Origin of the sequence: Desertibaculum subflavum (assembly GCA_003576705.1) — a bacterium.
Lineage (GTDB): Bacteria > Pseudomonadota > Alphaproteobacteria > Ferrovibrionales > Ferrovibrionaceae > Desertibaculum > Desertibaculum subflavum.
Map to the genome: position 1 here is coordinate 80,723 of QOZS01000004.1, position 22,100 is coordinate 102,822.

Sequence of the window (22,100 nt, forward strand, 5' to 3'; positions counted from 1 at the left end):
ATGGCAGGCCGCCCGCTATCGTCCCCTTCGACGCCTACTGCAGATACCCGATGTCCTTCCAGATCGCGTAGTCGGCACGGAACTTCTGCAGGTGATCGAAAGCCTTCTTGAATTCCGGGCTCTTCTCACGCTGCTCGTTCGCCACCTCGATCCACGCCTTCTCGAAGGTCTTCAGCATTTCCGGCGACCACCGGTGGATGGTGACGCCCTTCTTCTTCAGCTCGTTCAGCGCCGCGAATTGCGAATTCTCGCTGAGACCGAGTTCCCAGTTCAATGTCGCTTCGCAGGCGATGTCGACCTGGTCCTTCTGCAGGTCGGAAAGCTCGCCCCACTTCTTCTGCGACCACATCACGTCGCTGAAGGTCGCCTGCTGATGCCAGCCCGGGAAGTAGTAGTGCTTCGCCACCTGGTAGAAGCCGAGCGACAGGTCCATCGACGGCATGGAGAATTCGGTCGCGTCGATCGTACCGAGTTGCAGGGCCTGGAAGATCTCGCCCGCCTGCAACAGCTGGGTCGAGACGCCGAGCTTCTGCATGACATTGGCGCCGAGGCCGAAGAAACGCATCTTCAGTCCCTTGAGGTCCTCCGGCGACTTGATCTCCTTGCGGAACCAGCCGGAGGCCTCCGGCGAGATGATGCCGCAGACCATCGAGTGGATGCCGTACTTCTTGTACAGCTCCTGCATCATCTTCTCGCCGCCCGCATGCTTCATCCAGGCGATGTACTCGCCGAGGCCCGGGCCGAACGGAATGGTGGAATAGACAGCGAAGGCGATGTCCTTGCCGGTCCAGTAGCCGGGCGTCGCCCAGGCGGCGTCCAACGAACCTGCTGCGACGGCATCAAAATGCTGCGAGGGCGGCACCAGCGAGCCGGGCTCGAAGAATTTGACATCGACTGACCCGCCGGTCGCGCGGGTGACTGTCTTGGTATAGTGCTGAGCCGCCGGGCCGAGCACCGAAAGCGATGAGGCGAACGCGCTCTGCATGGAGACGCGGACCTTCTTGTCCTGCGCCAAAGCCGCTCCGGACGAGAACGCAAATACTGTCGCGAGCGCTATGGCGCCCGCGCGATACATCGCACGTGTCCCTGGCATGTCTTGCCCTCCCAGTTTGAATTACGAACGCAAAGCCACCTGTCCGCCGTGCGCTTGTCGCGGCGGTACTTTCTTTTCCCTGTGCGGCGCAGATTATCGATTGGCCCGGCGCATCACAACCGCAATATCCGCGACGGCCAGGAACCCGGCGCCGCCCCTCCCGCTGCGCGCAGGAATCCCCGCCCCGGGCCGTAAGATGTTGGAGTAATGTCGAAGCGCCGGGCACGGAGCATCCCCCTGCCAGGCCGCTCTGAAGTTCGGCCTGCCCGATCGGATCGTCTGAATTTGCCGTGATGCGTCGCCTCGTTGTCGTTCTTCTGATCGCCCTCGTCCTCGGCGCGGGCGCCTTTGGCGCTTGGCGCTGGTGGGCCGCGCCCGGCGAGGCCGTCACCGCATTGCCGACCCAGACGGTGGTGATGGGCGACGTGGAGAACAGCGTCTCCGCGCTCGGCACCCTGCAGCCGCAGAACTATGTCGATGTCGGCACCCAGGTGTCCGGCCAGCTGCAGACCATCAAGGTCGAGATCGGCGACAAGGTCGAGCAGGGCCAGCTGCTGGCCGAGATCGATCCCACCGTCTACCAGTCCCGGGTCAATGCCGACGAGGCGCAGCTGCTCGGCCTGCAGGCGCAGATGCTGGAGAAGCAGGCCCAGCGGCGGCTGCTGGAGAACCAGCTGAAGCGCCAGAAGGAGCTGCTGGCGGCGCGGGCCACCAGCGAGGACGCCTATGAGATCGCAGCCGCCGCCCTGCAGCAGGTGACGGCGCAGATCCAGGCGCTGGAAGCGCAGGCCAAGCAGACGCAATCGACCCTGAACGGCGACCTGGCCAACCTGCGCTATACCAAGATCTACGCGCCCCTGACCGGCACGGTGGTGTCGATCACCGCCCGCCGCGGCCAGACCCTGAACGCCAACCAGACGGCGCCGATCATCCTGCGCATCGCCGATCTGGACACCATGACGGTGTGGACCCAGGTGTCGGAAGCGGACGTGCCGAAGCTGAAGCTCGGCATGCCGGCCCACTTCACCACCTTGGGACAGCCGGGCAAGCGCTGGTCGGGCAAGCTGCGCCAGATCCTGCCGACGCCCGACGTGGTGAACAACGTGGTGCTGTACAATGCGCTGTTCGACGTGGCCAATCCCGGGCACGAGCTGCTGCCGCAGATGAGCGCCCAGGTGTTCTTCATCCTGGGCGAGGCGCGCGGCGTGCCGGTGGTGCCGATGGCGGCCTTGAAGCCCCAGCGCGGCAGCCGCGGCCAGCGCTTCACGGCCCGGGTGATGCAGGAAGGCGTGCCGGTGGAGCGCCAGGTCGAGGTGGGGGTGACCAGCCGGCTGGTCGCCGAGGTGAAATCCGGCCTCGCCGCCGGCGACGAGGTGGTGCTGGAACCCGGCGGCGAGCGGCCCGCGCCGGGCCAGCGTCCAAGGATGCCGCGGCTGTGAACGAATTCAGCCTCCCGACCCTGACCGCCCCACGCCGCGCCGCGGCAGCGCAGGCCGCCGCCTCCGGCCCGCTGATCGAGCTGAGCGACATCGCCAAATCGTTCAGCCGCGGCGCCGCCGAGGTGCAGGCGCTGCGCGGCGTCTCGCTTGCGGTCTGGCCCGGCGAGTTCGTCGCCATCATGGGCGCCTCCGGCTCCGGCAAGTCGACCCTGATGAACATCCTGGGCTGCCTCGACCGGCCAACCGCCGGCAGCTATCGCTTCGCCGGCCGCGAGGTGGCCGAGCTCGACAGCGACGAGCGCGCCCTGCTGCGCCGCCAGGCCTTCGGCTTCATCTTCCAGCACTACAACCTGCTCGGCACCGCGACGGCGGAAGAGAATGTCGAGGTGCCCGCGATCTATGCCGGCCTGCCCAGGGCGAAGCGGATGGCGCGGGCGGCCGCGCTGCTCGCCTCGCTCGGCCTCGGCGAGCGGCTGGACCATCGGCCGAACCAGCTGTCCGGCGGCCAGCAGCAGCGCGTGTCCATTGCCCGGGCGCTGATGAACGGCGGCGCGGTGATCCTGGCCGACGAGCCGACCGGCGCGCTGGACAGTCGCAGCGGCGAAGAGGTGCTGCAGCTGCTGGAAGAGCTGAACGCCCGGGGCCACACCATCCTGCTGATCACCCACGATCCCGCCGTGGCGCGCCGGGCCAACCGGGTCGTCGAGATCAAGGACGGCGAGATCGTCGCCGACAGCGGCCCGGGGCCGGTTGCGGCCGCGCAGCTGCCGGAGGCGGGCGGCCGTGCCACCGGCCTGGCGCTGACCCTGCCGGATATCACGGAGGCCTGGAAGGTGGCGCTGCGCTCGCTGCGCGCCAATATCCTGCGCACCGCGCTGACCCTGCTCGGCATCATCATCGGCGTCGCCTCGGTGGTCGCCATGCTGGCGATCGGCGACGGCGCCAAGCGCGACGTGATGCAGCGCATCCAGGCCATGGGCACCAACCTGCTGCTGGTCCGGCCCGGCGCGCCCAATGTGCGCATGTCGAGCGGCGTGACCGCGACCCTGGTGCCGGAAGATGCCCGCGCCATCGCCGAGCTCGACGGCGTCGCCAATGCGGTGCCGGAATATCAGAGCTCGGTCACCGTGCGCGGCAGCGGCAACGACTATCAGACCCAGGCGACCTCCACTTCGCCGGATTTCCCCGCGGCGCGCGACTGGCCGGTGGCGTCCGGCGTGTTCTTCTCCGCGGCCGACCAGCAGAGCTATGCCCCGGTGGCGGTGCTGGGCCAGACCGTCGCGCGCATCCTGTTTCCCGATGGCAGCGACCCGGTCGGCCGCTATGCGCTGCTGAACAACGTGCCGTTCCAGGTGATCGGGGTGATGGCGCCGAAGGGCGCGACCCCCTGGGGCGCCGACCAGGACGACGTGGTCTTCGTGCCGCTCTCCACCGGCATGCTGCGCCTGCACGGGCAGCGCCATGTCCGCAGCATCACAGTCCAGGTCGACGATGTGGCCGAGATGGATGCCGTGCAGCAGGCGGTGCGCGCCACCCTGATCGCGCGGCACCGGGCCGAGGACTTCCAGATCCGCAACATGGCCTCGATCCTCGACACCGCGATGCAGACGCAGAACACACTGACCGTGCTGCTCGGCTCCATCGCCGCCATCTCGCTCCTGGTCGGCGGCATCGGCGTGATGAACATCATGCTGGTCAGCGTGACCGAGCGGACGCGCGAGATCGGCATCCGCATGGCGACCGGCGCGCGCAAGCTCAACATCCTGCTGCAGTTCAACACCGAGGCGATCATCGTCTGCGCCATCGGCGGCCTGGTCGGCGTCGCAGCCGGGCTCGGCGCCGCCGCGGCACTGGAGCGGTTCGGCTGGTCGATCGCCTACCAGGCCTGGCCGGTGGCTCTCGCCTTCGGCTGCGCCTTCGCCACTGGTCTGGTGTTCGGCTATCTGCCGGCGCGCAAGGCGGCCAATCTCGATCCCGTGGTGGCGCTCGGCGCGGAGTGACGATGTCCCTCTCCCGCATCGCCGCCCTCGCCGTCGCGGGCACGGTCTCCGCCTGCTCGCTCGGCCCGTTCTTCGATGCGCCGAAGGTCGAGGCGCCGGCCGCCTTCGAGGCCACGGTGGAGGGCATACCGGCCGCCGGCAATGTCTGGCCCAGCGCCGATTGGTGGCGTGGCTTCGGCAGCGTCGAACTCGATGGCCTGATCGCCCAGGCGAAGGAGAACAATTACGACCTTCGGGCCGCGATCCGCCGCATCGACGCGGCGGAGGCGCAGGTCCGCATTGCCCGCGCCGCGCTGTTTCCGTCGCTCGGCGCCAGCGGTTCGGGCGCCCGCAGCGACCGCGCCGCCACGCGCGGCGGGGCGGCCAACAGCTGGCAGGTGGGGCTGCAGGCGAGCTATCAGGTCGACCTGTTCGGCGCCAACCGGGCGAGCGCGGGCGCCGCACAGCTCCGCCTCGCCGGAAGCGTCTACGATCGCGAGACGGTGGCGATCACCGTGGTCGCCGACGTGGCGCGGGCCTATTTCCAGGCGCTGTCGGCGCGCGATCGCCGCGGCATTGCCGAGGATCTGCTGGCGAACGCCCAGAGCATCCTGGAACTGTTGGAGCGCACGCAGGCGGTCGGCACCACTTCGGCCCTGGAAGTGGCACAGCAGAGAAGCGCCGTGGCGAGCCAGCGCGCCGCCATCCCGGGCCTGATCCTCGCGGAACGGCAATCGCTCGCTGCGCTCGCCGTGCTGCTCGGCCGCAACCCGCAAGGTTTCACAGTGGCGACGCCGTCGCTCGACGACATCGCACTGCTGCCGATCACCGCCGGCCTGCCGTCGGAACTGCTGTTCCGGCGCCCGGACCTGAAACGGGCGGAGACGGATCTGCTTGCCGCCGAGCGCGACACCCAGTCGGCGCGCGCCCAGCGCTTTCCGATCATCAACCTGACCGCGGAAGGCGGTTTCGCCAACCAGGCGCTCGGCAGCCTGCTCAGCTCCGGCAGCTGGCTCTATTCGATCGCCGCCTCGCTGACCGCGCCCATTTTCCAGGGCGGGCGGCTGGAGGCGCAGGAGGATTTCAACGCCGCCCGCTACCGCGAGCTCGCCGAGATCTATCAGCAGGCGGTACTGTTCGCCTTCCAGGACGTGCAGAACGCGCTCGACGCCGCCGATCAGAGCCGGCGCGAATACGAGCTGCGGCGCGAGGCCTTCGCCCAGGCGCGCGAAGCCTATCGCCTGGCCGAGCTTCGCTATCGCGCCGGCACCGCGACCTTCCTCACCGTCCTGCAGGCACAGCAGAGCGTCTTTCAGGCGGCCGACAGCGTCCTGCAGACGCGGCTCGACCAGTTCAACTTCACCGTCGATCTCTACACGGCGCTGGGCGGCGGCTGGCCCGGATATGCGGCGACACCCTAGGCCGCCTTGCGCCTGGCCCCCGGCCAGAATTTCGGGTGGGCGCGCACATACTGGCTGGCATAGGGCGTGTCGGCGCCAAGCGCCGCGGCGGCGCGCCAGGCCCAGCGCGGATCGTCCATGATGGCGCGGCCGAGCGCCACCAGATCGGCATCGCCCGCGACGACGATCCCTTCCGCCTGCTCGGCCTCGGTGATCAGGCCGACCGCCATGGTCGGGATGCCCGATTCCCGCTTCACCTGCGCCGCGAACGGCACCTGGTAGCCCGGGCCGAGCGGCACCTTCTGGCGTGGGTCCAGTCCGCCGGAGGAAACGTCAACGAAGTCGCAGCCCAGCGCCTTCAGCCGCTTTGCCAGCGCGACCGTTTCCGCCGGCGTCCAGCCGCCCTCGACCCAGTCGGTCGCCGAGACGCGCACGCCGAGCGCGGTGCCCGGCGGCAGCGCGGCGCGCACGCTCTCGAACACTTCCAGCGGATAGCGCATGCGGCTCTCGCTCGCGCCCCCATACTGATCGTCGCGGCGGTTCGAGATCGGCGACAGGAACTGGTGCAGCAGATAGCCATGCGCCATGTGCAGCTCGACCAGGTCGAAGCCGAGCCGGGCCGCGCGCATTGCCGCCTCGGTGAACTGGCCCTTCACCGCCGCGAGCTCGGCCGCGCCCATCGCTTGCGGCGTATGCCAACCGGGCCCATAGGGCAGCGCCGAAGGCGCCAGCGTGGTCCAGGGCCGCTCTCCCTCGGCCAGCGCGGTGCCGCCGGCGAGCGGCGTGCGGGCCGAACCCTTGCGCCCCGCATGGGCGAGCTGGATGCCGAGTACAGCCACGCCATGCCGGCGGCAGAACTGCACCACGCGGCCGAGCGCCGCCTCGTTGGCGTCGGAATAGAGGCCGAGGCAGCCATGCGTGATGCGCCCTTCGGCCGAGACCGCCGTCGCCTCGGTGAACAAGAGGCCGGCCGCGCCCATGGCGAGCTGGCCGAGATGCATCAGGTGCCAGTCGGTCGCGCTGCCGTCCTCGGCGACGTACTGGCACATCGGCGAGACCACGATGCGGTTCGGCAATGTCACCCCGCGGAGCGGGAAGGGCGAGAACAGGGCGCTCGGCATGTCGGCTTTTCCTCGGGCGTCGGGCGTAGGCTGAGATCCGCCGAGATCCTGCGCTAGAGTGGCGCCGGAGGAAACCCCGAGGAAACGGCCAAGAATGACGCAAGCGACCGAGCTGCCGGATTCGCTCTGGCGCGCAAGCTCTCCGGAACCGGCACCGTCTACGCGCCCCTTCGAAGGCGAAGCGACGGCCGACGTGGCGGTGATCGGCGGCGGCTTCACCGGCCTCTCCACCGCGCTGCATCTGGCGGAGCGCGGCGTGAAGGTGGTGCTGCTCGAGGCGGTCGAGATCGGCTTCGGTGCGTCAGGCCGCAATGGCGGCCAGGTAATTCCCGGTCTGAAGCTCGATCCCGAGCAACTGGCCGAGAGCTACGGCCCGGAGCTTGGCGAGCGCATGGCGGATCTGGCGGGCGGCACCGCCGATTTCGTCTTCGACTTGGTGCGCCGGCACGACATCCGCTGCGACGCGCGACAGACCGGCTGGATGTCGGCGGCGCATACCGACGAGGCGCTGAAGCTGACGCATGAGCGGGCAAGGCAATGGGCCGCCCGCGGCGCCGATGTGGCGGCGCTCGACGGCCCCGGCATCGCCCGGCTGCTCGGCACGGATCACGGCGGCTACAAGGGCGGCTGGGTCGACCGCCGGGCGGGCTCGGTGCAGCCGCTCGCCTATGCGCGCGGCCTCGCCCGTGCCGCCACGGCCGCCGGCGCCGTGATTCACGAGCAGAGCCCGGTCGTCGAGCTCAAGCGGGCGAACGGCGCCTGGCGGGTCCGAACGCCTGGGGGCAGCCTGCACGCCGACCGCATCGTGATCGGCACCAATGGCTATACCGACGGCCTCGTGCCGGGACTGCAGCAGACGGTGATCCCGGTGCGGAGCTATATCGTTGCGACGCAGCCGCTCGGCGACAACCTGCGCAGGACGATCCTGCCGCAGGGCCATTGCGTCTCCGACAGCCGACAGCTCCTGTTCTACTGGCGCCTCGACGCGCAGGGCCGCCTGGTCATGGGCGGACGCGGACCGCTGCGCGACCGCTCCCGCCTGCCGGATTACGAGCCGGTGCGGCGCGCCATCCGCCGGCTCTATCCCGAGATCGGCGAACCCGAATGGCAGTACCACTGGAACGGCCGCGTGGCGGTGACGATGGACGGCCTGCCGCATCTGCACGAGCCGGCGCCGGGGCTTGCCGTGGCGCTCGGCTATAACGGCCGCGGCGTCGCCATGGCGAGCCGCATGGGCAAGCTGCTGGCCGATCACGCGCTCGGCGCCGAGGCATCCCAGCTCGGCTTTCCGGTCAGCAGGCTCAGCCCCATCCCCGGCCACGCCTTCCGCCTGCCCGCGCTGGCCGCGGTGATCGCCTGGCGGCGGTTTCAGGATTGGCGGGCGGGCGCCCTGTAGCCAGCGATAGGGAGCCCGGCCCCGTCATTGAGGCGCAACCTTGCCGGACCTATAGTTGCGGTACGCGCGACCAGCGGGGGAACGGCGATGACGGATGTCTTTTTCGCCACCAATCGCGAAGGCGACGGCACCGGCAAAGGCTATTTCGGCCGGGAGATCCGCAAGCCCGAAGGCGCCTTCCGCGTCGGCACGGCGCGGGTCGAACGCGGCGGCGCGGAATGGCGGGTCACCAGCGTCACGGTCGAGCCGGAGCACATGCCGACGCCGGACGAAATCGCCGCGGGCATCGCGACGGCCGACCCGAAGCAGCAGGTCTGGGGCAGCGCCAGCCTGTTCGGCAAGATGGTGGCCGCGCTACGCCCCGAGATATCCGGCAGCGGAGCCATCGAGAAAGCCGCACTCGTCTTCATCCACGGCGCCGCCTACGACTTCCCCGATGCGATGGAGGACGCCGCCGAGCTGGCGGCGCTCTATTCCACCGAGCGGCTGCAGCTGGTGCCGTTCGCCTTCTCCTATCCGACCAACGGCGAGTACACGCCGCTCGGCTATGTCAGCGACAAGCACGATGCGCGGCGCTCTGGCCTCGCCATGGCGCGCGCCTTCCAGCGCTTCTCCGAATACATGGCGGCGGCCGGCCGCGCGGCCCGCTGCGGTGCGCGCATCTTCCTGGTCGCCCACAGCATGGGGAATTTCGCGCTGCGCCATGCCGTGCAGGAACTGATCACCAATCCGCGCATGCGCACGGTCCGGCTGTTCGACAAGGTCTTCCTTATGGCGCCGGACGAGGATGTCGACGCGTTCCACCACGACCACAAGCTGGTCCCGATCACCCGCCTGACCACCGAGGTCAATATCTACATCCGCACCGACGACAAGCTCCTCGCGCTCAGCGACGTGCTGGACGAGGACCGCCTGGGCCATGTCGGGCCGCTGCCGCCGATCCGCGAGACCATCGCCGGCTGCAGCATCGCGGTGGTCGATTGCACGCCGGTCATCGCCGTCGCTGATGCCGATACGCGGCATCGCTACTACCGGCGCGCGCCGGAAGTGGTGGCCGATATGCGCGCCGTCCTGTCCGGCATGACGCCCGGCAAGATCGCCGAGCGGCACTACGACGAATTGCGGATCTGCTGGGTGCTGCGCGACCAGCCGTAGGCCACGCGGCCGCCGCTCAGAGTTCGCGGTCGGGCAAGAGGTTCGCCATCACCTGGTTCATCAGGTTCTGGAACGATTTCGCGGCCGGCGAGGCAGCCGCCTCGCCCTCCCCCTGCAGCCAGGAAACCGGCTTGGCATCGACGCAGAGCGCCGCTGCCACGATCAGCTTGCCGCCGGCCGGCGCGAGCTCGAGCTTGGCCGAGCTGTCGCACAGCCATTCCTCGCGCACGCCGCGCCAGGTCGGCTGGAACGCCAGTACCACGCGGATATTGGTCGGGGTGGGCGGCGAAGGCCGGGTGGTGAGGCGCGTGCCCCGCGGCAGCCAGCCGGGAAGGTGAATGGCGCTCGCAATGGTTTCGGCATCCATTGCGGTCGGGAACGGATTGCCATGGATGACGGCCGTGAGCTCGCCCGACTTGACGGCGAAGCGCACCAGGGCGGGCGCATAAGGCGTCTGGCGGTCCGCGTTGGAGATCTTCACCGGATCGTTGCACCCCAGCAGGGCGGTCAGCCCCGCCAACAGCCACACATGACGCATTACGCCATCTCCACCATTGCTACATCGATTGCGCGAGCGCCCAGCCACGCGCGGCGATCACCGGCACGGTGTCGCCGATCAGCAGCGAGGCGGGATTGGAGGCGTTGCCGTCCAACCCGCGCTTGTAGACGCCCTGGCCGATCGCCGCAGAGCGGAACAGCGAGAAGGCGACATAGAACTTCCACCCGGGGATGTCCGGCCGCCCGGTGCGCCGGCAATAGGCGGCGACGTAGTCGGCTTCGCTCGGAATGCCGGCCGGCCGGCTCTCCGCTATGCCCGAACCCGGCCGCGTGCGCAGGTTCCAGGGCAGGCAGTTATAGGCGAGGTCGGCCAGCGGATGGCCGAGGGTAGACAGTTCCCAGTCGAGCACCGCCAGCACGCGCGGCTCGGTCGGATGGAAGATCATGTTCTCCAGCCGGTAGTCGCCATGCACCAAGGTCGTCTCGTCTTGCGCCGGCAGGTGCGCCGGCAGCCACGTCTTCAGGCTTTCCATCGCCGGGATGTCGGCGGTCCGCGCCGCATCGTACTGCCGGGTCCAGCGCTCGATCTGGCGGGCGAAATAGCTGCCCGGACGGCCGAAATCGGCCAGCCCCAGCGCGCGCCAATCGAGCTGGTGATAGGTCGCCAGCACCGCGTTCATCGCGTCGTAGATCGCCGCGCGCTCGGACGCAGCGACATCCGGCAGGTTGACGTCGCGGAACACCCGGCCCGCGACATGGTCCATGACGAAGAACGGCGTGCCGATGACCGCCGCATCCTCGCACAGCGCATGCACGCCCGGCACCGGTACGCCGCTGCCCTGCAGCGCGCGGATGATGCGGTATTCACGCTCCACCGCATGCGCCGAGGGCAGGAGTTTGCCCGGCGGCTTCTTGCGCAGGACATAGCCGCGCCCGCCGGCGGCGAACCAGAACGTCGGGTTGGAATGTCCGCCGGCGAACTGCCTGACCTCGATCGGGCCCTGCATGGCCGGCAGGTTGGCCGCGAGCCAGCGCGCCAGCGCCGTCTCGTCGAAGCGATGCGCCTCGCGGACCGGCGTGGTTTCGGCCGGCGGGCGCATGCGCCCTCAGCCGGTCTTCTTCAACATGCGCTCGACCTGGGTCCAGGCGGCGATCGCCATCGGCTTCGCCCGCTTGCCCTGCTCCAGCGCGCTGGCATTCGACGCGGTGCCGGCCACGACGCGGCCCATGATGCCCTGCAGGATGCCGGCCAGCCGGAACATGTTGTAGGCGAGGTAGAAGTCGAGGTTGGGGATGCCGTCCCGCCGGGTGCGCCTGCAATAGAGCGCGACGTACTCGTCCTCCGTCGGGATGCCGAGCGCCGGCAGATCGAGCCCGAGCAGCCCGCGATAATCGCCGCCGCCGAGCCGCCAGCTCATCAGGTGATAGGAGAAATCGGCGAGCGGGTGGCCGAGCGTGGAGAGCTCCCAGTCGAGCACCGCCAGCACGCGCGGCTCGGTCGGGTGGAAGATCATGTTGTCGAGCCGGTAGTCGCCGTGCACCACCGACGTCTCTTCGCCCGGCGGAATGTTCTTCGGCAGCCAGGCGATCAGGTTCTCCATCTCCGGGATCAGCTCGGTCTCGCTGTCCTTGTACTGCTTGGTCCAGCGATGGATCTGGCGCTGGATGTATTCGGTCGGCTTGCCGAAATCGGCAAGGCCCACCGCCTGCCAGTCGACATTGTGCAGCGCCGCGATGGCGCGGTTCATGTCGTCATAGACCTTGGCCCGCTGGTCCTTGGGCAGGTCGCCCAGCGACTGGTCCCAGAAGACGCGGCCTTCGACGCAATCCATCACGTAGAACATGGTGCCGATGACGCTGTCGTCGGTGCAGAGCGCATAGGGCCGCGCCACCGGCACGTCGGTCGGGTGCAGCGCCGAGATCACCTTGAACTCGCGGTCGACGGCATGGGCGGAGGGGAGCAGCTTGCCCGGCGGCTTGCGGCGCAGCACATAGCGCTTGCCCGCGCCATCGGTCAGCCGGAAGGTCGGGTTCGACTGGCCGCCCTTGAACTGCTCGACCGTCACCGGGCCCTTGTAGCCCTCGACGTTCTGGCGCATCCAGCGGTCGAGGCTCGCCTCGTCGAAGCGATGCTGCTCGCGCACCGGCATCGTGCCGACGTACTGGTCGTACATGAAGCGTTCCTCCCGGGACTGAACTCGAAGACGGATAGCACCCCGCCCCGGCCGGGGGCAATGCGGCCCGGCCTACCCTAAAGATACTGCTGGGCGATGTTGCAGGTGCCGGCGGCGCCGATCTTGTCGAAATCCTGCTCCAGCCACTTGTCGGCGGCGGTGCGACCAAGGCCTTTCAGATAGGTCAGGAATTCCGGCTCCGCGTTCAGCTTGGTCGAGGCATGCAGATCGACCATCACATCGGTGCCGTCGATCAGGTGCATGTTGGTGTGGCGGTACTCGCTCGGGTCGAGCTTGCCCCCGGCGATCAGCCGGTTGACGAAATTGATCGCCCGCATCTCGGCGATCAGCGAGCTGTTGAAGGTGATCTCATTGACCCGGTCCTGGATCTCGCGCGCGGTCGTCGGCACCGCCTCGCGAAACACCGGGTTGACCTGCACGATCACGATGTCGCGGCTGCCCGGCGCATAGATCAGCGGCCAGATCGCCGGGTTGCCGACATAGCCGCCGTCGTAATAGGCCTCGCCCTTGACCTCGACGGCACGAAACAGGAAGGGCAGGCAGGCCGAGGCGAGCACCGCCTCGATGCAGACCTCGCGGTTCTCGAACACCTTGACCTTGCCGGTGCGCACGCTGGTGGCGCCGATATGGAGGCCAATGCGGCAGGCATAGCGGATGGCATCGAAATCGACCGCCTTCTCCAGCACGTCCTTCAGCGGGTTCAGCCCGTCCGGCAGCTGGTAGGGGGAAAACACCCGGCCCAGCATGTCCATGGCGATATAGCCGGGCGAATTGTCGATCCGCCAGTTGCCGAACAGGCGGTCCAGCGGGGTGCGCTGAATCAGGCTCCAGGTCGCCTCGCGGCCGATTTCGCCCCAGAACGCGTCGAGCGCGGCGCGCGCGCCCTGGCGGTCGCCGCTGGCATGACCCGAGGCCAGCACCGCCGCGTTCATCGCCCCGGCGCTGGTGCCGGAGATCGCCTCGATCTCCAGCCGCTCGTCTTCCAGCAGACGGTCGAGCACGCCCCAGGTGAAGGCGCCGTGCGAACCGCCGCCCTGCAGCGCGAGCTTGATGCCCTTCGGCCGCCCGTGGCTCGATGGCGGCGGAGCCGGAGGCTGGGCTTCGCTCATCAGGTGCTGGGCTTCTTGCGCAGCGGCGGCTTCGGCACCGGGCGGATCGGCACGCGCACAGGCGGCCGCGGCTTCACCGCCGGTTTGCGCGCGCCCTTCTCGTACATGGTGACGATGGCGATGCCGTCCTGCTCCGCATTGCCGTGCAGCAGGAAGAGACGCCAGAGCTGGGTGGCGAGGCCGGTGATCGGCAGCGGCGTGCCGCTGGCCTTGCCGACCGCGGTGATCAGGTCGAGATCCTTTACCAGGGTCTTGGCCTGACCCTGGCGGGCGAAATCGTGCTTGATCATGCGCCGGCCGTGCAGCTGCAGGATGGTGCTGTCGGCGAAGCCGCCTTCCAGCACATCCGGCAGCAGCCCGACATCGACGCCGTTGTCGCGCGCCAGCGCGAACATCTCCGACAGCATCGGAATGGTGCAGCCGACCACGATCTGGTTGCACATCTTGGTGGTCTGGCCGGCGCCGATATCGCCCATGCGCACGAAGCGGCGGGCGACATGCTTCATCGCTGGCCGCACCCTCTCGACATCCGCCTCGGCGCCGCCGGCAAAGATGGCGAGCGTGCCGGCCTTGGCGCCGACCACGCCGCCGGTCACCGGGGCATCGACCCAGCCCATCCCCGCCTCGCGCCGGAGGCGGAGCCCCAGGTCACGGGCGGCCTCCGGGCCCGTGGTCGAGTGATCGACCACGATCTTGCCGGGCTTGGCGCCCTCGATGACGCCGTCGGGCCCGAACACCACCTCCTCGACCGAAGCGCCGTCGAACACGCAGAGATGGATGATGTCGGCCGCGCGCGCCACCTCGGCCGGCGAAGCGGCCTCCTTGGCGCCGGCCTGCAGCGCCGGCAGGATCTTCTCGCGGCTGCGGTTCCACACCGTCACCGGATGGCCGCCCTTCAGCAGGTTCAAGGTCATCGGCAGGCCCATGAGCCCCAGCCCGATGAAACCGAGCGGCGTCTTGCCCTTCTTTGCCATCACCCCTCCGGCACGCAACGAGCGCGATCCTATGGGGGCGGACGCCGGCGCTCAATCGCCGCGAGCGTCGCGCAACGGCTATGATGCCGCCAAAGCGCGGGAGGAAAGCGATGACCGAACCGATCCTGCACCACTACGACATCTCGCCCTTCTCCGAGAAGGTGCGGCTGATCTTCGGGCTGAAGGGCATCGCCTGGGCCTCGGTGATCATCCCGCAGATCATGCCGAAGCCCGACTACACCGCGCTGACCGGCGGCTATCGCCGCACGCCCAGCCTGCAGATCGGCGCCGACATCTATTGCGATACGCGTCTGATCGCCGAGGAGCTGGAGCGGCGCTATCCCCTGCCGACCCTGTTCCCGGGCGCCGCCGAGGGCCTGCACCGCGCCGTCGAGGCCTGGGCTGAGAACGTCTTGTTCTGGCCGGCGGCGCGCGCCACGGTCGGCGTCAACGCCGCGCATATGCTGCCCGACTTCCATGCCGACCGCGCCGCCATGCGCGGCCTGCCGCCACCGGCGCCGGACAAGGTGCGCGCCGCCGGCCTGCTGGCGCAGGCCCAGCTGCCGCCGCAGATCGGCTGGATCGCCAGCATGCTGGCGGATGGCCGGCACTACCTGCTGGGCGACCGGCCGGGCCTCGCCGATTTCGCCGTCTATCACTGCCTCTGGTTCCTCGACCGCCTGCCGCACCGGCTGACGCCGGAGCTTATTGCCGACCGTGCCATGACCGCCTGGATGGCCCGCATCGCCGAAATCGGCCAGGGCGAGCGCGAGGAGATCGAGGCGGCCGAAGCGATCGCCGCCGCCCATGCGAGCCGGCCGGAGACCCCGCCCGCCTCGACCGATCCGGAATTGAAGCCCGGGCAACGGGTGACGGTGAGCCCGGAAGAGCGCACCTCCGCGGCGGTCGAAGGCGAGATCGTCTTCGTCTCGCCGACCTGCATCGCGCTCCGCCGCACCGACGAGCGCGCCGGCACGGTGCATGTGCATTTCCCCAGGCTCGGCTATGTCGTGAAAGCAGCCTGAACCTGACGCGGCTTCGCTTGCCCCGCCGGCCGTCATCGCTATCATCCGCCGCGATCCGTGAACACGAGGGGAACTGAATGCGCGAGCCGCCGGAGATCGTGGAGGCGAAGGAGCCGGTCGTGGCCTGCGATGGCGATGCCGGACCGAGCGGCCATCCGCGCGTCTATCTCAACATGGGGGCGAATACCCAGATCGACTGCCCCTATTGCGGCCGCCGCTTCGTGCTGAAGCAAGGCGCCGCGCACGCGGCCGCCCACTGAGGCCCCGTGGCTGAAGCGCCGCATCGCAAGCTGACGCTGGTCGACGGCTCGGGCTATATCTTCCGCGCCTATCACGCACTGCCGCCGCTGACCCGCAAGGACGGCACGCCGACCGGCGCCGTGTTCGGCTTCTGCAACATGCTGGAGCGGCTGGTCGAGGACGCCGCCGCCGACCACAAGATCACCCATCTCGCGGTGGTGTTCGATGCCGCGCGGGAGACCTTCCGCCACCAGATCTACGCCAACTACAAGGCGAATCGGCCGGAGCCGCCGGAAGACCTGATCCCGCAGTTCCCGCTGTTCCGCCAGGCGGTGGACGCCTTCTGCGTGCCCAGGGTCGAGCTGCAGGGTTTCGAGGCCGACGACGTGATCGCCACCTATGCCCGCCTCGCCAAGGAGGCCGGCATCGAGGTCGAGATCGTCTCCTCGGACAAGGACCTGATGCAGCTGGTGCGCGACGGCGTCGGCATGTACGACCCGATCAAGCTGAAGCCGATCGGCGCCGCCGAAGTGATGGAGAAGTTCGGCGTGCCGCCCTCCAAGGTGGTGGAGGTACAGGCCCTGGCCGGCGATTCGACCGACAACGTGCCGGGCGTGCCGGGTATCGGCGTGAAGACGGCGGCGCAGCTGATCAACGAATACGGCGATCTCGACACGCTGCTGGCCCGCGCGGCCGAGATCAAGCAGCCGAAGCGCCGCGAATCCCTGCTCGCCAACAAAGAACAGGCGCTGATCTCGCGGCGCCTGGTGCAGCTCGACGAGAACGTGCCGGTGCCGCTTGGCCTCGACAAGCTCGCAGTGCAGCCCTGCGACACCGACCGGATGATCGCCTTTCTGCGCGAGATGGAGTTCGAGCGCCTGGTGGCGCGGGCGCAGTCGAAGCTCGCCGGCGCCCGATCGGTGCCGGCGCCGGCGGCGAGCGACGAAGCAACGGCGCCTGCCGGCCCGCTCAACTCCGCCTATCGGCTGGTGCAGAAGGCGGACGAGCTGAGGGGATGGGTCGACCGCGCGACGCGCGCCGGCTATGTCGCCGTGGACACCGAGACGACCTCGCTCGACGCCATGCAGGCGAAGCTGGTCGGCGTCTCGCTCTCGGTCGAGACCGGCGAGGCCTGCTACATCCCGCTCGGCCATGTCGGCGGCGGGTCGCAAGGGGCACTGGACCTCGATGGCGCGGCGGCGCAGGGCGCGCCGGAACAGATCCCGATGGCCGAGGCGGTCGCGATCCTGAAGCCGCTGCTGGAGGATCCCGCCATCCTCAAGATCGGCCAGAACATCAAATACGACGCACTGGTGCTGTCGCGGCTCGGCATTGAGGTCGCGCCGATCGACGACACCATGCTGATCTCCTTCGTGCTGGAGAACGGGCTGCACGGCCACGGCATGGACGAGCTGTCGGAGCTGGTGCTGGGCCACAAGCCAGTCAGCTACGACGAGGTGACCGGCAAGGGCAAGACCCGCATCACCTTCGACCGGGTCGGCCTCGACGACGCGCTGCGCTACGCGGCCGAGGACGCCGATGTCACCTTGCGCCTGCACCAGAGCCTGAAGCCGAAGCTCCGCGCCAAGGGCATGCTCTCGGTCTACGAACGGCTCGACCGGCCGCTGGTGCCGGTGGTGGTCGCCATGGAGCGCGCCGGCATCAAGGTCGATGTCGAGGAGCTCCGGCGGCTCTCCGCCATGTTCGCCAAGAAGATGGGCGAGCTGGAGGCGGAGATCCACGAACTGGCCGGCCAGCCGTTCAATGTCGGCTCGCCGAAGCAGCTCGGCGAGATCCTGTTCGACAAGATGCAGCTGCCGGGCGGCCGGCGGATGAAGACCGGCGCCTGGGGCACCGACGCCGATGTGCTGGAGGCGCTGGCCGGCGATGGCCACGCGCTGCCGCAGAAGGTACTGGACTGGCGCCAGGTGCAGAAGCTGAAGAGCACCTATACCGACACGCTGCAGCAGGAGATAAATCCCGAAACCGGGCGCGTGCATACGAGCTACGCGCTCGCCGCCACCTCGACGGGGCGCATCGCCTCGAGCGACCCGAACCTGCAGAACATTCCGGTGCGCACCGACGAAGGCCGGCAGATCCGCCGCGCCTTCGTGGCCGAGCCCGGCAACCTGCTGATGAGCGCCGACTATTCGCAGATCGAGCTCCGCATCCTGGCCCATATCGCCGATATCGAGCCGCTGAAGCAGGCCTTCCGCGACGGCATCGACATCCACGCCAAGACCGCGTCGGAAGTCTTCAACGTGCCGGTCGAGGGCATGGACCCGATGGTGCGGCGCTCCGCCAAGGCGATCAATTTCGGCATCATCTACGGCATGTCGAGCTTCGGCCTGGCGCGCCAGCTCGGCATCGGCCAGCGCGAGGCGGCGACCTATATCGACGCCTATTTCAAGCGCTATCCCGGCATCCGCGACTACATGGACCGCACCAAGCGACAGGCGCGCGAGCAGGGCTATGTCGAGACCATCCGCGGCCGGCGCTGCCATTTCCCGGCGATCAACGACAAGAACCCGGCGCGGCGCGGCTTCATGGAGCGCGCGGCGATCAACGCGCCGATCCAGGGCTCGGCCGCCGACATCATCAAGCGCGCCATGGTGAAGCTGCCCGCCGCCCTCGCCCGCGCCGGCCTCAAGGCGAAGATGCTGCTGCAGGTGCATGACGAGCTGGTCTTCGAAGTGCCGGAGGCCGAGCGCGACGCCACCGCCGCCACCGTGCGGCACGAGATGGAAGCCGCCGCCACGCTCTCGGTGCCGCTGGTCGTCGAGACCGGCTTCGGCCGCAACTGGGGCGAAGCGCACTAGAGATTTCGACCGCCAAGGACGCAAAGAGCGCCAAGGAACGCCAAGTGGGTTTTTTGATCATCCTCCCCTTGCGGCCCTTGGCGTCCTTCGCGTCCTTCGCGGTGAATGATTTGTAGGGAGGAAGCGATGCTGAAGATCTGGGGACGGGCGAACTCGATCAACGTGCAGAAGGTGCTGTGGGTCGCCGACGAGATCGGCATTCCATACGAGCGCGTCGATATCGGCGGGCCGTTCGGCGGCAACCGGGAGCCGGCCTATCTGAAGCTCAACCCCAATGGCCTCGTCCCCACCATCGAGGATGACGGCTTCACGCTCTGGGAATCGAATTCCATCGTGCGCTACCTCGCGGCCAGCCGGAACTCGCCGCTCTTGCCGGCCGAGCCAAAGGCGCGCGCCGAGGCGGAGCGCTGGATGGACTGGCAGCTCACCTCGCTGCCCGGCATGACGACCCTGTTCTGGGGCCTTGTCCGCACGCCGCCGGAGAAGCGCGACCCGAAGCCGCTGGAAGAGGCCCGCGTGCAGACGGCGGAGCGCTGGCAGATCGTCGACCGCCATCTGGCGGCGCGGCCCTATCTCGCCGGCGACAGCTTCACCGTAGGCGACATTCCGGTCGGTGCCATGGCCTATCGCTGGCTGAACCTGCCGATCGAGCGGCCAAAACTGGCCAATCTCGACGCCTGGTACGAACGGTTAAGCAAACGCCCGCCCTATCAGCGGCATGTCATGCCGCCGATGACCTGAGATCTGCCGTTCACTTTCCCGGCCAAGTTTTTCTTAAACTTTGCGGCGAATGATCGGGACAGTCGGGCACGCGAAGGCCCGGCCGGTCGGAGCGCCACTTCCGGCCTGTAATGCCTACCTGTCGCAAAGGGAGGGCCGCTCTCGCCGGAGCGGCCCTCTACTTTTTCATCGGACGGCAACACAATTCGTCCGGAACCAATCGCGCGCCGGCGCGTTGGGTGTGGCAGGAGCCCCGGCGCCGTCTCCCAAGGCCCGTTTCCCCCCTCCGTGCCTCCGGGCGCCGGGGTTCCGCCCCCGAAGCACCCTTTCGAAGGAGGACCGCCATGGCGGAGTCCCGCCCACCGAACGCGCGACCGCAAGCCGACCAGCGCAACGAAGGCGAAGGCAACCGCACCGCCGCGCGCCGCTACAACGCCGAGACGACCGAGCACGCCAAGCAGGACAGCAAGGTCCGCCAGGCCGCCGAGAAGGCCAAGCAGGCCATGCAATCGCCCGAGCGCAAGGACCTGACCGAGGCCGAGAAGCAGGGTCTGAACAAGGCCCGTCACTAGGCCGTTGCGCAAAGAAATCGCCGCCGATGCGGTGCATCGGCGGCGATTTTCGTATCGGTTGTGGCGGAGCCATCAGCCGGGCGGGCCAGCGCGCCGCGCCAACCACGGCGCCGGCGCAGCGCTGATGTCGCTATTCCGCCGCGGCGCGACCCTCATCGAATTGCAGCTTGGCGAGGCGGGCATAGAGGCCGCCCTGGGCAATCAGCTCGGCATGGGAGCCGGTGGCGACGATGCGGCCCTGGTCCATCACCACGATGCGGTCGGCGCGCAGCACAGTGGCGAGGCGATGCGCCACCACCAGCGTGGTGCGGTTCTTGAGCAGGCGCTCGAAGGCCTGCTGTACCAAGCGCTCGTTCTCGGCGTCGAGCGCGCTGGTCGCCTCGTCGAGCAGCAGCAGCGGCGGGTCGCGCAGGATGGCGCGGGCGATGGCGATGCGCTGGCGCTGGCCGCCGGAAAGCCGCACGCCCTTCTCGCCGAGGAAGGTGCCGAAGCCTTCGGGCAGGCGCTCGATGAAGTCGAGCGCGGCGGCTGCCTCGGCGGCGGCGCGCACCTCGGCCTCGCTGGCCTCGGGCCGGCCATAGCGGATATTCGCCATCACGTCGGCGGCGAAGATCGCCGGCTCCTGCGGCACCACGCCGATGCGCCGGCGCAGCGCCACCGGATCGACCTCTGCCAGATCGACGCCGTCGAACAGGATGCGCCCGCGATCGGGCGCGCGGAAGCGCAGCAACAGCTGGAACACCGTCGTCTTGCCGGCGCCGGACGGCCCGACCAGGGCCACCGTTTCGCCGGGCGAAACTTCGAGGTCGAACTGGTCGAGGGCGGAGGTGTCGGGCCGGGTCGGATAGCGGAAGCTGACCTGCTCGAAGCGCAGCGCGCCTTGCACCACCGCCGGGAGCGGCACCGGATGGACGGGCACGGCGATCGCGGGTGCGGTGTCGAGCAGCTCGATCAGCCGGCCCGCCGCGCCGGCCGCCTGCTGCACCTCCCCCCAGACCTCGGAGAGCGCGCCGACCGCGCCGGCCACCACGACAGCATAGAAGATGAAGGCGGTGAGCTCGCCCGGGCTCATGGCGCCGGTCAGCACATCCTTGCTGCCGATCCACAGCACGCCGTCGACCGCGCCGAACACCAGCAGCATGACCGCCGCCGTCATCCAGGCGCGCGCCTTGACCCGGCGGATCGCGGCGCGGAACGCGCCCTCGGCATCGGTGCCGAAGGCGGCGCGCTCGCGCAGTTCCGCCGTGTTGGCCTGCACGGTCTCGACCGCGTTCAAGGTTTCGCCGGCCCGCGCCGAGAGATCGGCGACGCGGTCCTGGGCCAGCCGCGCCAGGCCGCGAAGCTTGCGGCCGAGCAGCACGATGGGCGCCACCACCAGCGGCACCACGAGAAAGACCAGCAGGGTCAGCTTCGGGCTGGTGATCGCCAGCATCACCGTGCCGCCGAGGAACAGCAGCAGGTTGCGCAGCGCGACCGAGATCGAGGAGCCGACCACGGTCTGGATCAGGGTCGTGTCGGCGGTGAGCCGGGACAGCACCTCGCCGGTCCGCGTCACCTCGAAGAAGCTCGGCGTCAGCTGCAGCACATGGCCGTAAACCGCCTTGCGGATATCGGCGACGATGCGCTCGCCGAGCCAGGTGACCAGATAGAAGCGAGCGAAGGTGGCGATCGCCAGCACGACGACGACCCCGAACAGCGCCAGGAAATAGATGTCGATGAAGGTCTCGCCGGCCGCGAGGAAGCCGTGATCGATGACCCGGCGCACCGCCTGGCCGATGGCCAGAACGGCCGCCGCCGCGACCACCAGCGCCGCCAGCGCGCCGGCGACATGCAGCCGATAGGGCCGCAGATAGACGAGGATCCGGCCGAGGCCCCGCAGCGACTTGCGGCGGTCGGCGGCGTCGGAGGGCGCGGATGCGGGATCGGGCATGCCAGGATCGGCCATGATTGGGGGTGCTGCCTTTCCGATCCGGGCCGTGCTCAGGCGAGGTCGATATCGACGCCGGCTGCCTGCGCCAGATCGCCGGCCAGACGCCCCAGCAGCTCGGCATTGTCGCGGGTCGACATCCAGGTCCGCCCGTCGAAGGCGTAGTGGCTGGCCCCGGAAACCGGCGAGGAGAGCCAGATCTGCCGGGTCGGGGCGTGCTTGCTGATCACGAAAGTGCCCCCGCGCCTGCCCGCCCCGGCCTCGATTTCGACCGTCAGGACCGGGCCTTGCAGCTCCACATCGACCCCGTCGGCCTCGGCGCTTTCGATCGACTCGGCCAGCCGGCCCAAGAGCGCCTCCGCCATCTGCTCGAACTCGTTTTCGGACAATGCCATAGGGGACCCTTGCGACCGGCCCGGGATATAGCAGCGGGATGCC

At 69.0% G+C, this 22,100-nt stretch carries 19 protein-coding genes; 10 read left to right on the forward strand and 9 right to left on the reverse strand.

What is annotated here, in order from left to right; all coding sequences use genetic code 11:
• Positions 1-34: 34 nt before the first annotated feature.
• On the reverse strand, positions 35-1,093 hold the full coding sequence (locus DT074_RS03385) for a TRAP transporter substrate-binding protein (protein ID WP_119418395.1): 1,059 nt from the start codon (positions 1,091-1,093) through the stop codon (positions 35-37).
• Positions 1,094-1,386: 293 nt separating this feature from the next.
• On the opposite strand from DT074_RS03385, the gene DT074_RS03390 reads away from it, so the two are divergent.
• Genes DT074_RS03390 through DT074_RS03400 form a run of 3 tightly spaced genes read left to right on the forward strand, consistent with a single transcriptional unit; the run spans position 1,387 to position 5,932 of the window.
• Positions 1,387-2,532: an efflux RND transporter periplasmic adaptor subunit gene (locus tag DT074_RS03390; protein ID WP_119418396.1), complete on the forward strand. Its 1,146-nt coding sequence runs from the start codon at positions 1,387-1,389 to the stop codon at positions 2,530-2,532.
• A complete protein-coding gene (locus DT074_RS03395; protein WP_119418397.1) occupies positions 2,529-4,532 on the forward strand; it encodes a MacB family efflux pump subunit in 2,004 nt (667 codons plus the stop codon). The genes DT074_RS03390 and DT074_RS03395 overlap by 4 nt, the downstream gene beginning before the upstream one ends.
• Positions 4,533-4,534: 2 nt before the next feature.
• Positions 4,535-5,932 (forward strand): efflux transporter outer membrane subunit, encoded by a 1,398-nt coding sequence (locus tag DT074_RS03400; protein WP_119418398.1) that lies wholly within the window; start codon positions 4,535-4,537, stop codon positions 5,930-5,932.
• Here DT074_RS03400 and DT074_RS03405 read toward each other — a convergent pair.
• Positions 5,929-7,032, reverse strand: coding sequence for an NADH:flavin oxidoreductase/NADH oxidase (locus DT074_RS03405; RefSeq protein ID WP_119418399.1), 1,104 nt, complete (start codon positions 7,030-7,032; stop codon positions 5,929-5,931). The two genes, DT074_RS03400 and DT074_RS03405, sit on opposite strands and share 4 nt — an antisense overlap.
• A gap of 94 nt (positions 7,033-7,126) precedes the next feature.
• Between DT074_RS03405 and DT074_RS03410 the strand changes: the two genes are divergently transcribed.
• Positions 7,127-8,428, forward strand: a complete 1,302-nt coding sequence (locus DT074_RS03410; protein ID WP_119418400.1) for an NAD(P)/FAD-dependent oxidoreductase — start codon at positions 7,127-7,129, stop codon at positions 8,426-8,428.
• An 87-nt stretch (positions 8,429-8,515) separates the two neighbouring features.
• Positions 8,516-9,583, forward strand: a complete 1,068-nt coding sequence (locus DT074_RS03415; protein WP_119418401.1) for an alpha/beta hydrolase — start codon at positions 8,516-8,518, stop codon at positions 9,581-9,583.
• 16 nt (positions 9,584-9,599) lie between these two features.
• Here the strand turns inward: DT074_RS03415 and DT074_RS03420 are convergent, their stop codons facing one another.
• The 5 genes from DT074_RS03420 to DT074_RS03440 form a co-directional block, all read right to left on the reverse strand.
• Positions 9,600-10,121 carry a hypothetical protein gene (locus tag DT074_RS03420; protein ID WP_119418402.1) on the reverse strand — a complete coding sequence of 174 codons (522 nt, stop codon included), beginning with the start codon at positions 10,119-10,121 and terminating at the stop codon, positions 9,600-9,602.
• A 19-nt stretch (positions 10,122-10,140) separates the two neighbouring features.
• Positions 10,141-11,181, reverse strand: a complete 1,041-nt coding sequence (locus DT074_RS03425) for a phosphotransferase (RefSeq protein WP_119418403.1) — start codon at positions 11,179-11,181, stop codon at positions 10,141-10,143.
• A 6-nt stretch (positions 11,182-11,187) separates the two neighbouring features.
• Positions 11,188-12,255, reverse strand: coding sequence for a phosphotransferase family protein (locus DT074_RS03430; RefSeq protein WP_119418404.1), 1,068 nt, complete (start codon positions 12,253-12,255; stop codon positions 11,188-11,190).
• A 77-nt stretch (positions 12,256-12,332) separates the two neighbouring features.
• Positions 12,333-13,385 (reverse strand): patatin-like phospholipase family protein, encoded by a 1,053-nt coding sequence (locus tag DT074_RS03435; protein ID WP_119418405.1) that lies wholly within the window; start codon positions 13,383-13,385, stop codon positions 12,333-12,335.
• Positions 13,385-14,359 (reverse strand): NAD(P)-dependent oxidoreductase, encoded by a 975-nt coding sequence (locus DT074_RS03440; RefSeq protein ID WP_119418406.1) that lies wholly within the window; start codon positions 14,357-14,359, stop codon positions 13,385-13,387. The genes DT074_RS03435 and DT074_RS03440 overlap by 1 nt, the downstream gene beginning before the upstream one ends.
• Positions 14,360-14,469: 110 nt before the next feature.
• Between DT074_RS03440 and DT074_RS03445 the strand changes: the two genes are divergently transcribed.
• The 5 genes from DT074_RS03445 (at position 14,470) to DT074_RS03465 (ending at position 19,735) form a co-directional block, all read left to right on the forward strand.
• Positions 14,470-15,384 (forward strand): glutathione S-transferase family protein, encoded by a 915-nt coding sequence (locus tag DT074_RS03445; RefSeq protein ID WP_119418407.1) that lies wholly within the window; start codon positions 14,470-14,472, stop codon positions 15,382-15,384.
• Positions 15,385-15,461: 77 nt separating this feature from the next.
• The gene (locus DT074_RS03450) at positions 15,462-15,644 is read left to right on the forward strand and encodes a zinc-finger domain-containing protein (protein WP_119418408.1); all 183 of its coding nucleotides are present in this window, start codon (positions 15,462-15,464) and stop codon (positions 15,642-15,644) included.
• A 6-nt stretch (positions 15,645-15,650) separates the two neighbouring features.
• A complete protein-coding gene (gene polA / locus DT074_RS03455) occupies positions 15,651-18,443 on the forward strand; it encodes a DNA polymerase I (protein WP_119418409.1) in 2,793 nt (930 codons plus the stop codon).
• A 126-nt stretch (positions 18,444-18,569) separates the two neighbouring features.
• On the forward strand, positions 18,570-19,184 hold the full coding sequence (locus DT074_RS03460; RefSeq protein ID WP_119418410.1) for a glutathione S-transferase family protein: 615 nt from the start codon (positions 18,570-18,572) through the stop codon (positions 19,182-19,184).
• 323 nt (positions 19,185-19,507) lie between these two features.
• Positions 19,508-19,735, forward strand: a complete 228-nt coding sequence (locus DT074_RS03465) for a hypothetical protein (protein WP_119418411.1) — start codon at positions 19,508-19,510, stop codon at positions 19,733-19,735.
• A gap of 130 nt (positions 19,736-19,865) precedes the next feature.
• Here the strand turns inward: DT074_RS03465 and DT074_RS03470 are convergent, their stop codons facing one another.
• Positions 19,866-21,665, reverse strand: coding sequence for an ABC transporter transmembrane domain-containing protein (locus DT074_RS03470; RefSeq protein WP_119418479.1), 1,800 nt, complete (start codon positions 21,663-21,665; stop codon positions 19,866-19,868).
• 50 nt (positions 21,666-21,715) lie between these two features.
• The gene (gene cyaY, locus DT074_RS03475) at positions 21,716-22,057 is read right to left on the reverse strand and encodes an iron donor protein CyaY (protein ID WP_119418412.1); all 342 of its coding nucleotides are present in this window, start codon (positions 22,055-22,057) and stop codon (positions 21,716-21,718) included.
• Positions 22,058-22,100 lie beyond the last annotated feature (43 nt).

What these genes read in the sequence shown, in the direction of transcription:
- DT074_RS03385 (WP_119418395.1), bottom strand. Translation starts at nt 1,093, where the DNA reads ATGCCAGGGACACGTGCGATGTATCGCGCGGGCGCCATAGCGCTCGCG.
- DT074_RS03390 (WP_119418396.1), top strand. Translation starts at nt 1,387, where the DNA reads ATGCGTCGCCTCGTTGTCGTTCTTCTGATCGCCCTCGTCCTCGGCGCG.
- DT074_RS03400 (WP_119418398.1), top strand. Translation starts at nt 4,535, where the DNA reads ATGTCCCTCTCCCGCATCGCCGCCCTCGCCGTCGCGGGCACGGTCTCC.
- DT074_RS03405 (WP_119418399.1), bottom strand. Translation starts at nt 7,032, where the DNA reads ATGCCGAGCGCCCTGTTCTCGCCCTTCCCGCTCCGCGGGGTGACATTG.
- DT074_RS03410 (WP_119418400.1), top strand. Translation starts at nt 7,127, where the DNA reads ATGACGCAAGCGACCGAGCTGCCGGATTCGCTCTGGCGCGCAAGCTCT.
- DT074_RS03415 (WP_119418401.1), top strand. Translation starts at nt 8,516, where the DNA reads ATGACGGATGTCTTTTTCGCCACCAATCGCGAAGGCGACGGCACCGGC.
- DT074_RS03420 (WP_119418402.1), bottom strand. Translation starts at nt 10,121, where the DNA reads ATGCGTCATGTGTGGCTGTTGGCGGGGCTGACCGCCCTGCTGGGGTGC.
- DT074_RS03425 (WP_119418403.1), bottom strand. Translation starts at nt 11,181, where the DNA reads ATGCGCCCGCCGGCCGAAACCACGCCGGTCCGCGAGGCGCATCGCTTC.
- DT074_RS03430 (WP_119418404.1), bottom strand. Translation starts at nt 12,255, where the DNA reads ATGTACGACCAGTACGTCGGCACGATGCCGGTGCGCGAGCAGCATCGC.
- DT074_RS03435 (WP_119418405.1), bottom strand. Translation starts at nt 13,385, where the DNA reads ATGAGCGAAGCCCAGCCTCCGGCTCCGCCGCCATCGAGCCACGGGCGG.
- DT074_RS03440 (WP_119418406.1), bottom strand. Translation starts at nt 14,359, where the DNA reads ATGGCAAAGAAGGGCAAGACGCCGCTCGGTTTCATCGGGCTGGGGCTC.
- DT074_RS03445 (WP_119418407.1), top strand. Translation starts at nt 14,470, where the DNA reads ATGACCGAACCGATCCTGCACCACTACGACATCTCGCCCTTCTCCGAG.
- DT074_RS03450 (WP_119418408.1), top strand. Translation starts at nt 15,462, where the DNA reads ATGCGCGAGCCGCCGGAGATCGTGGAGGCGAAGGAGCCGGTCGTGGCC.
- DT074_RS03460 (WP_119418410.1), top strand. Translation starts at nt 18,570, where the DNA reads ATGCTGAAGATCTGGGGACGGGCGAACTCGATCAACGTGCAGAAGGTG.
- DT074_RS03465 (WP_119418411.1), top strand. Translation starts at nt 19,508, where the DNA reads ATGGCGGAGTCCCGCCCACCGAACGCGCGACCGCAAGCCGACCAGCGC.
- DT074_RS03470 (WP_119418479.1), bottom strand. Translation starts at nt 21,665, where the DNA reads ATGCCCGATCCCGCATCCGCGCCCTCCGACGCCGCCGACCGCCGCAAG.
- cyaY (WP_119418412.1), bottom strand. Translation starts at nt 22,057, where the DNA reads ATGGCATTGTCCGAAAACGAGTTCGAGCAGATGGCGGAGGCGCTCTTG.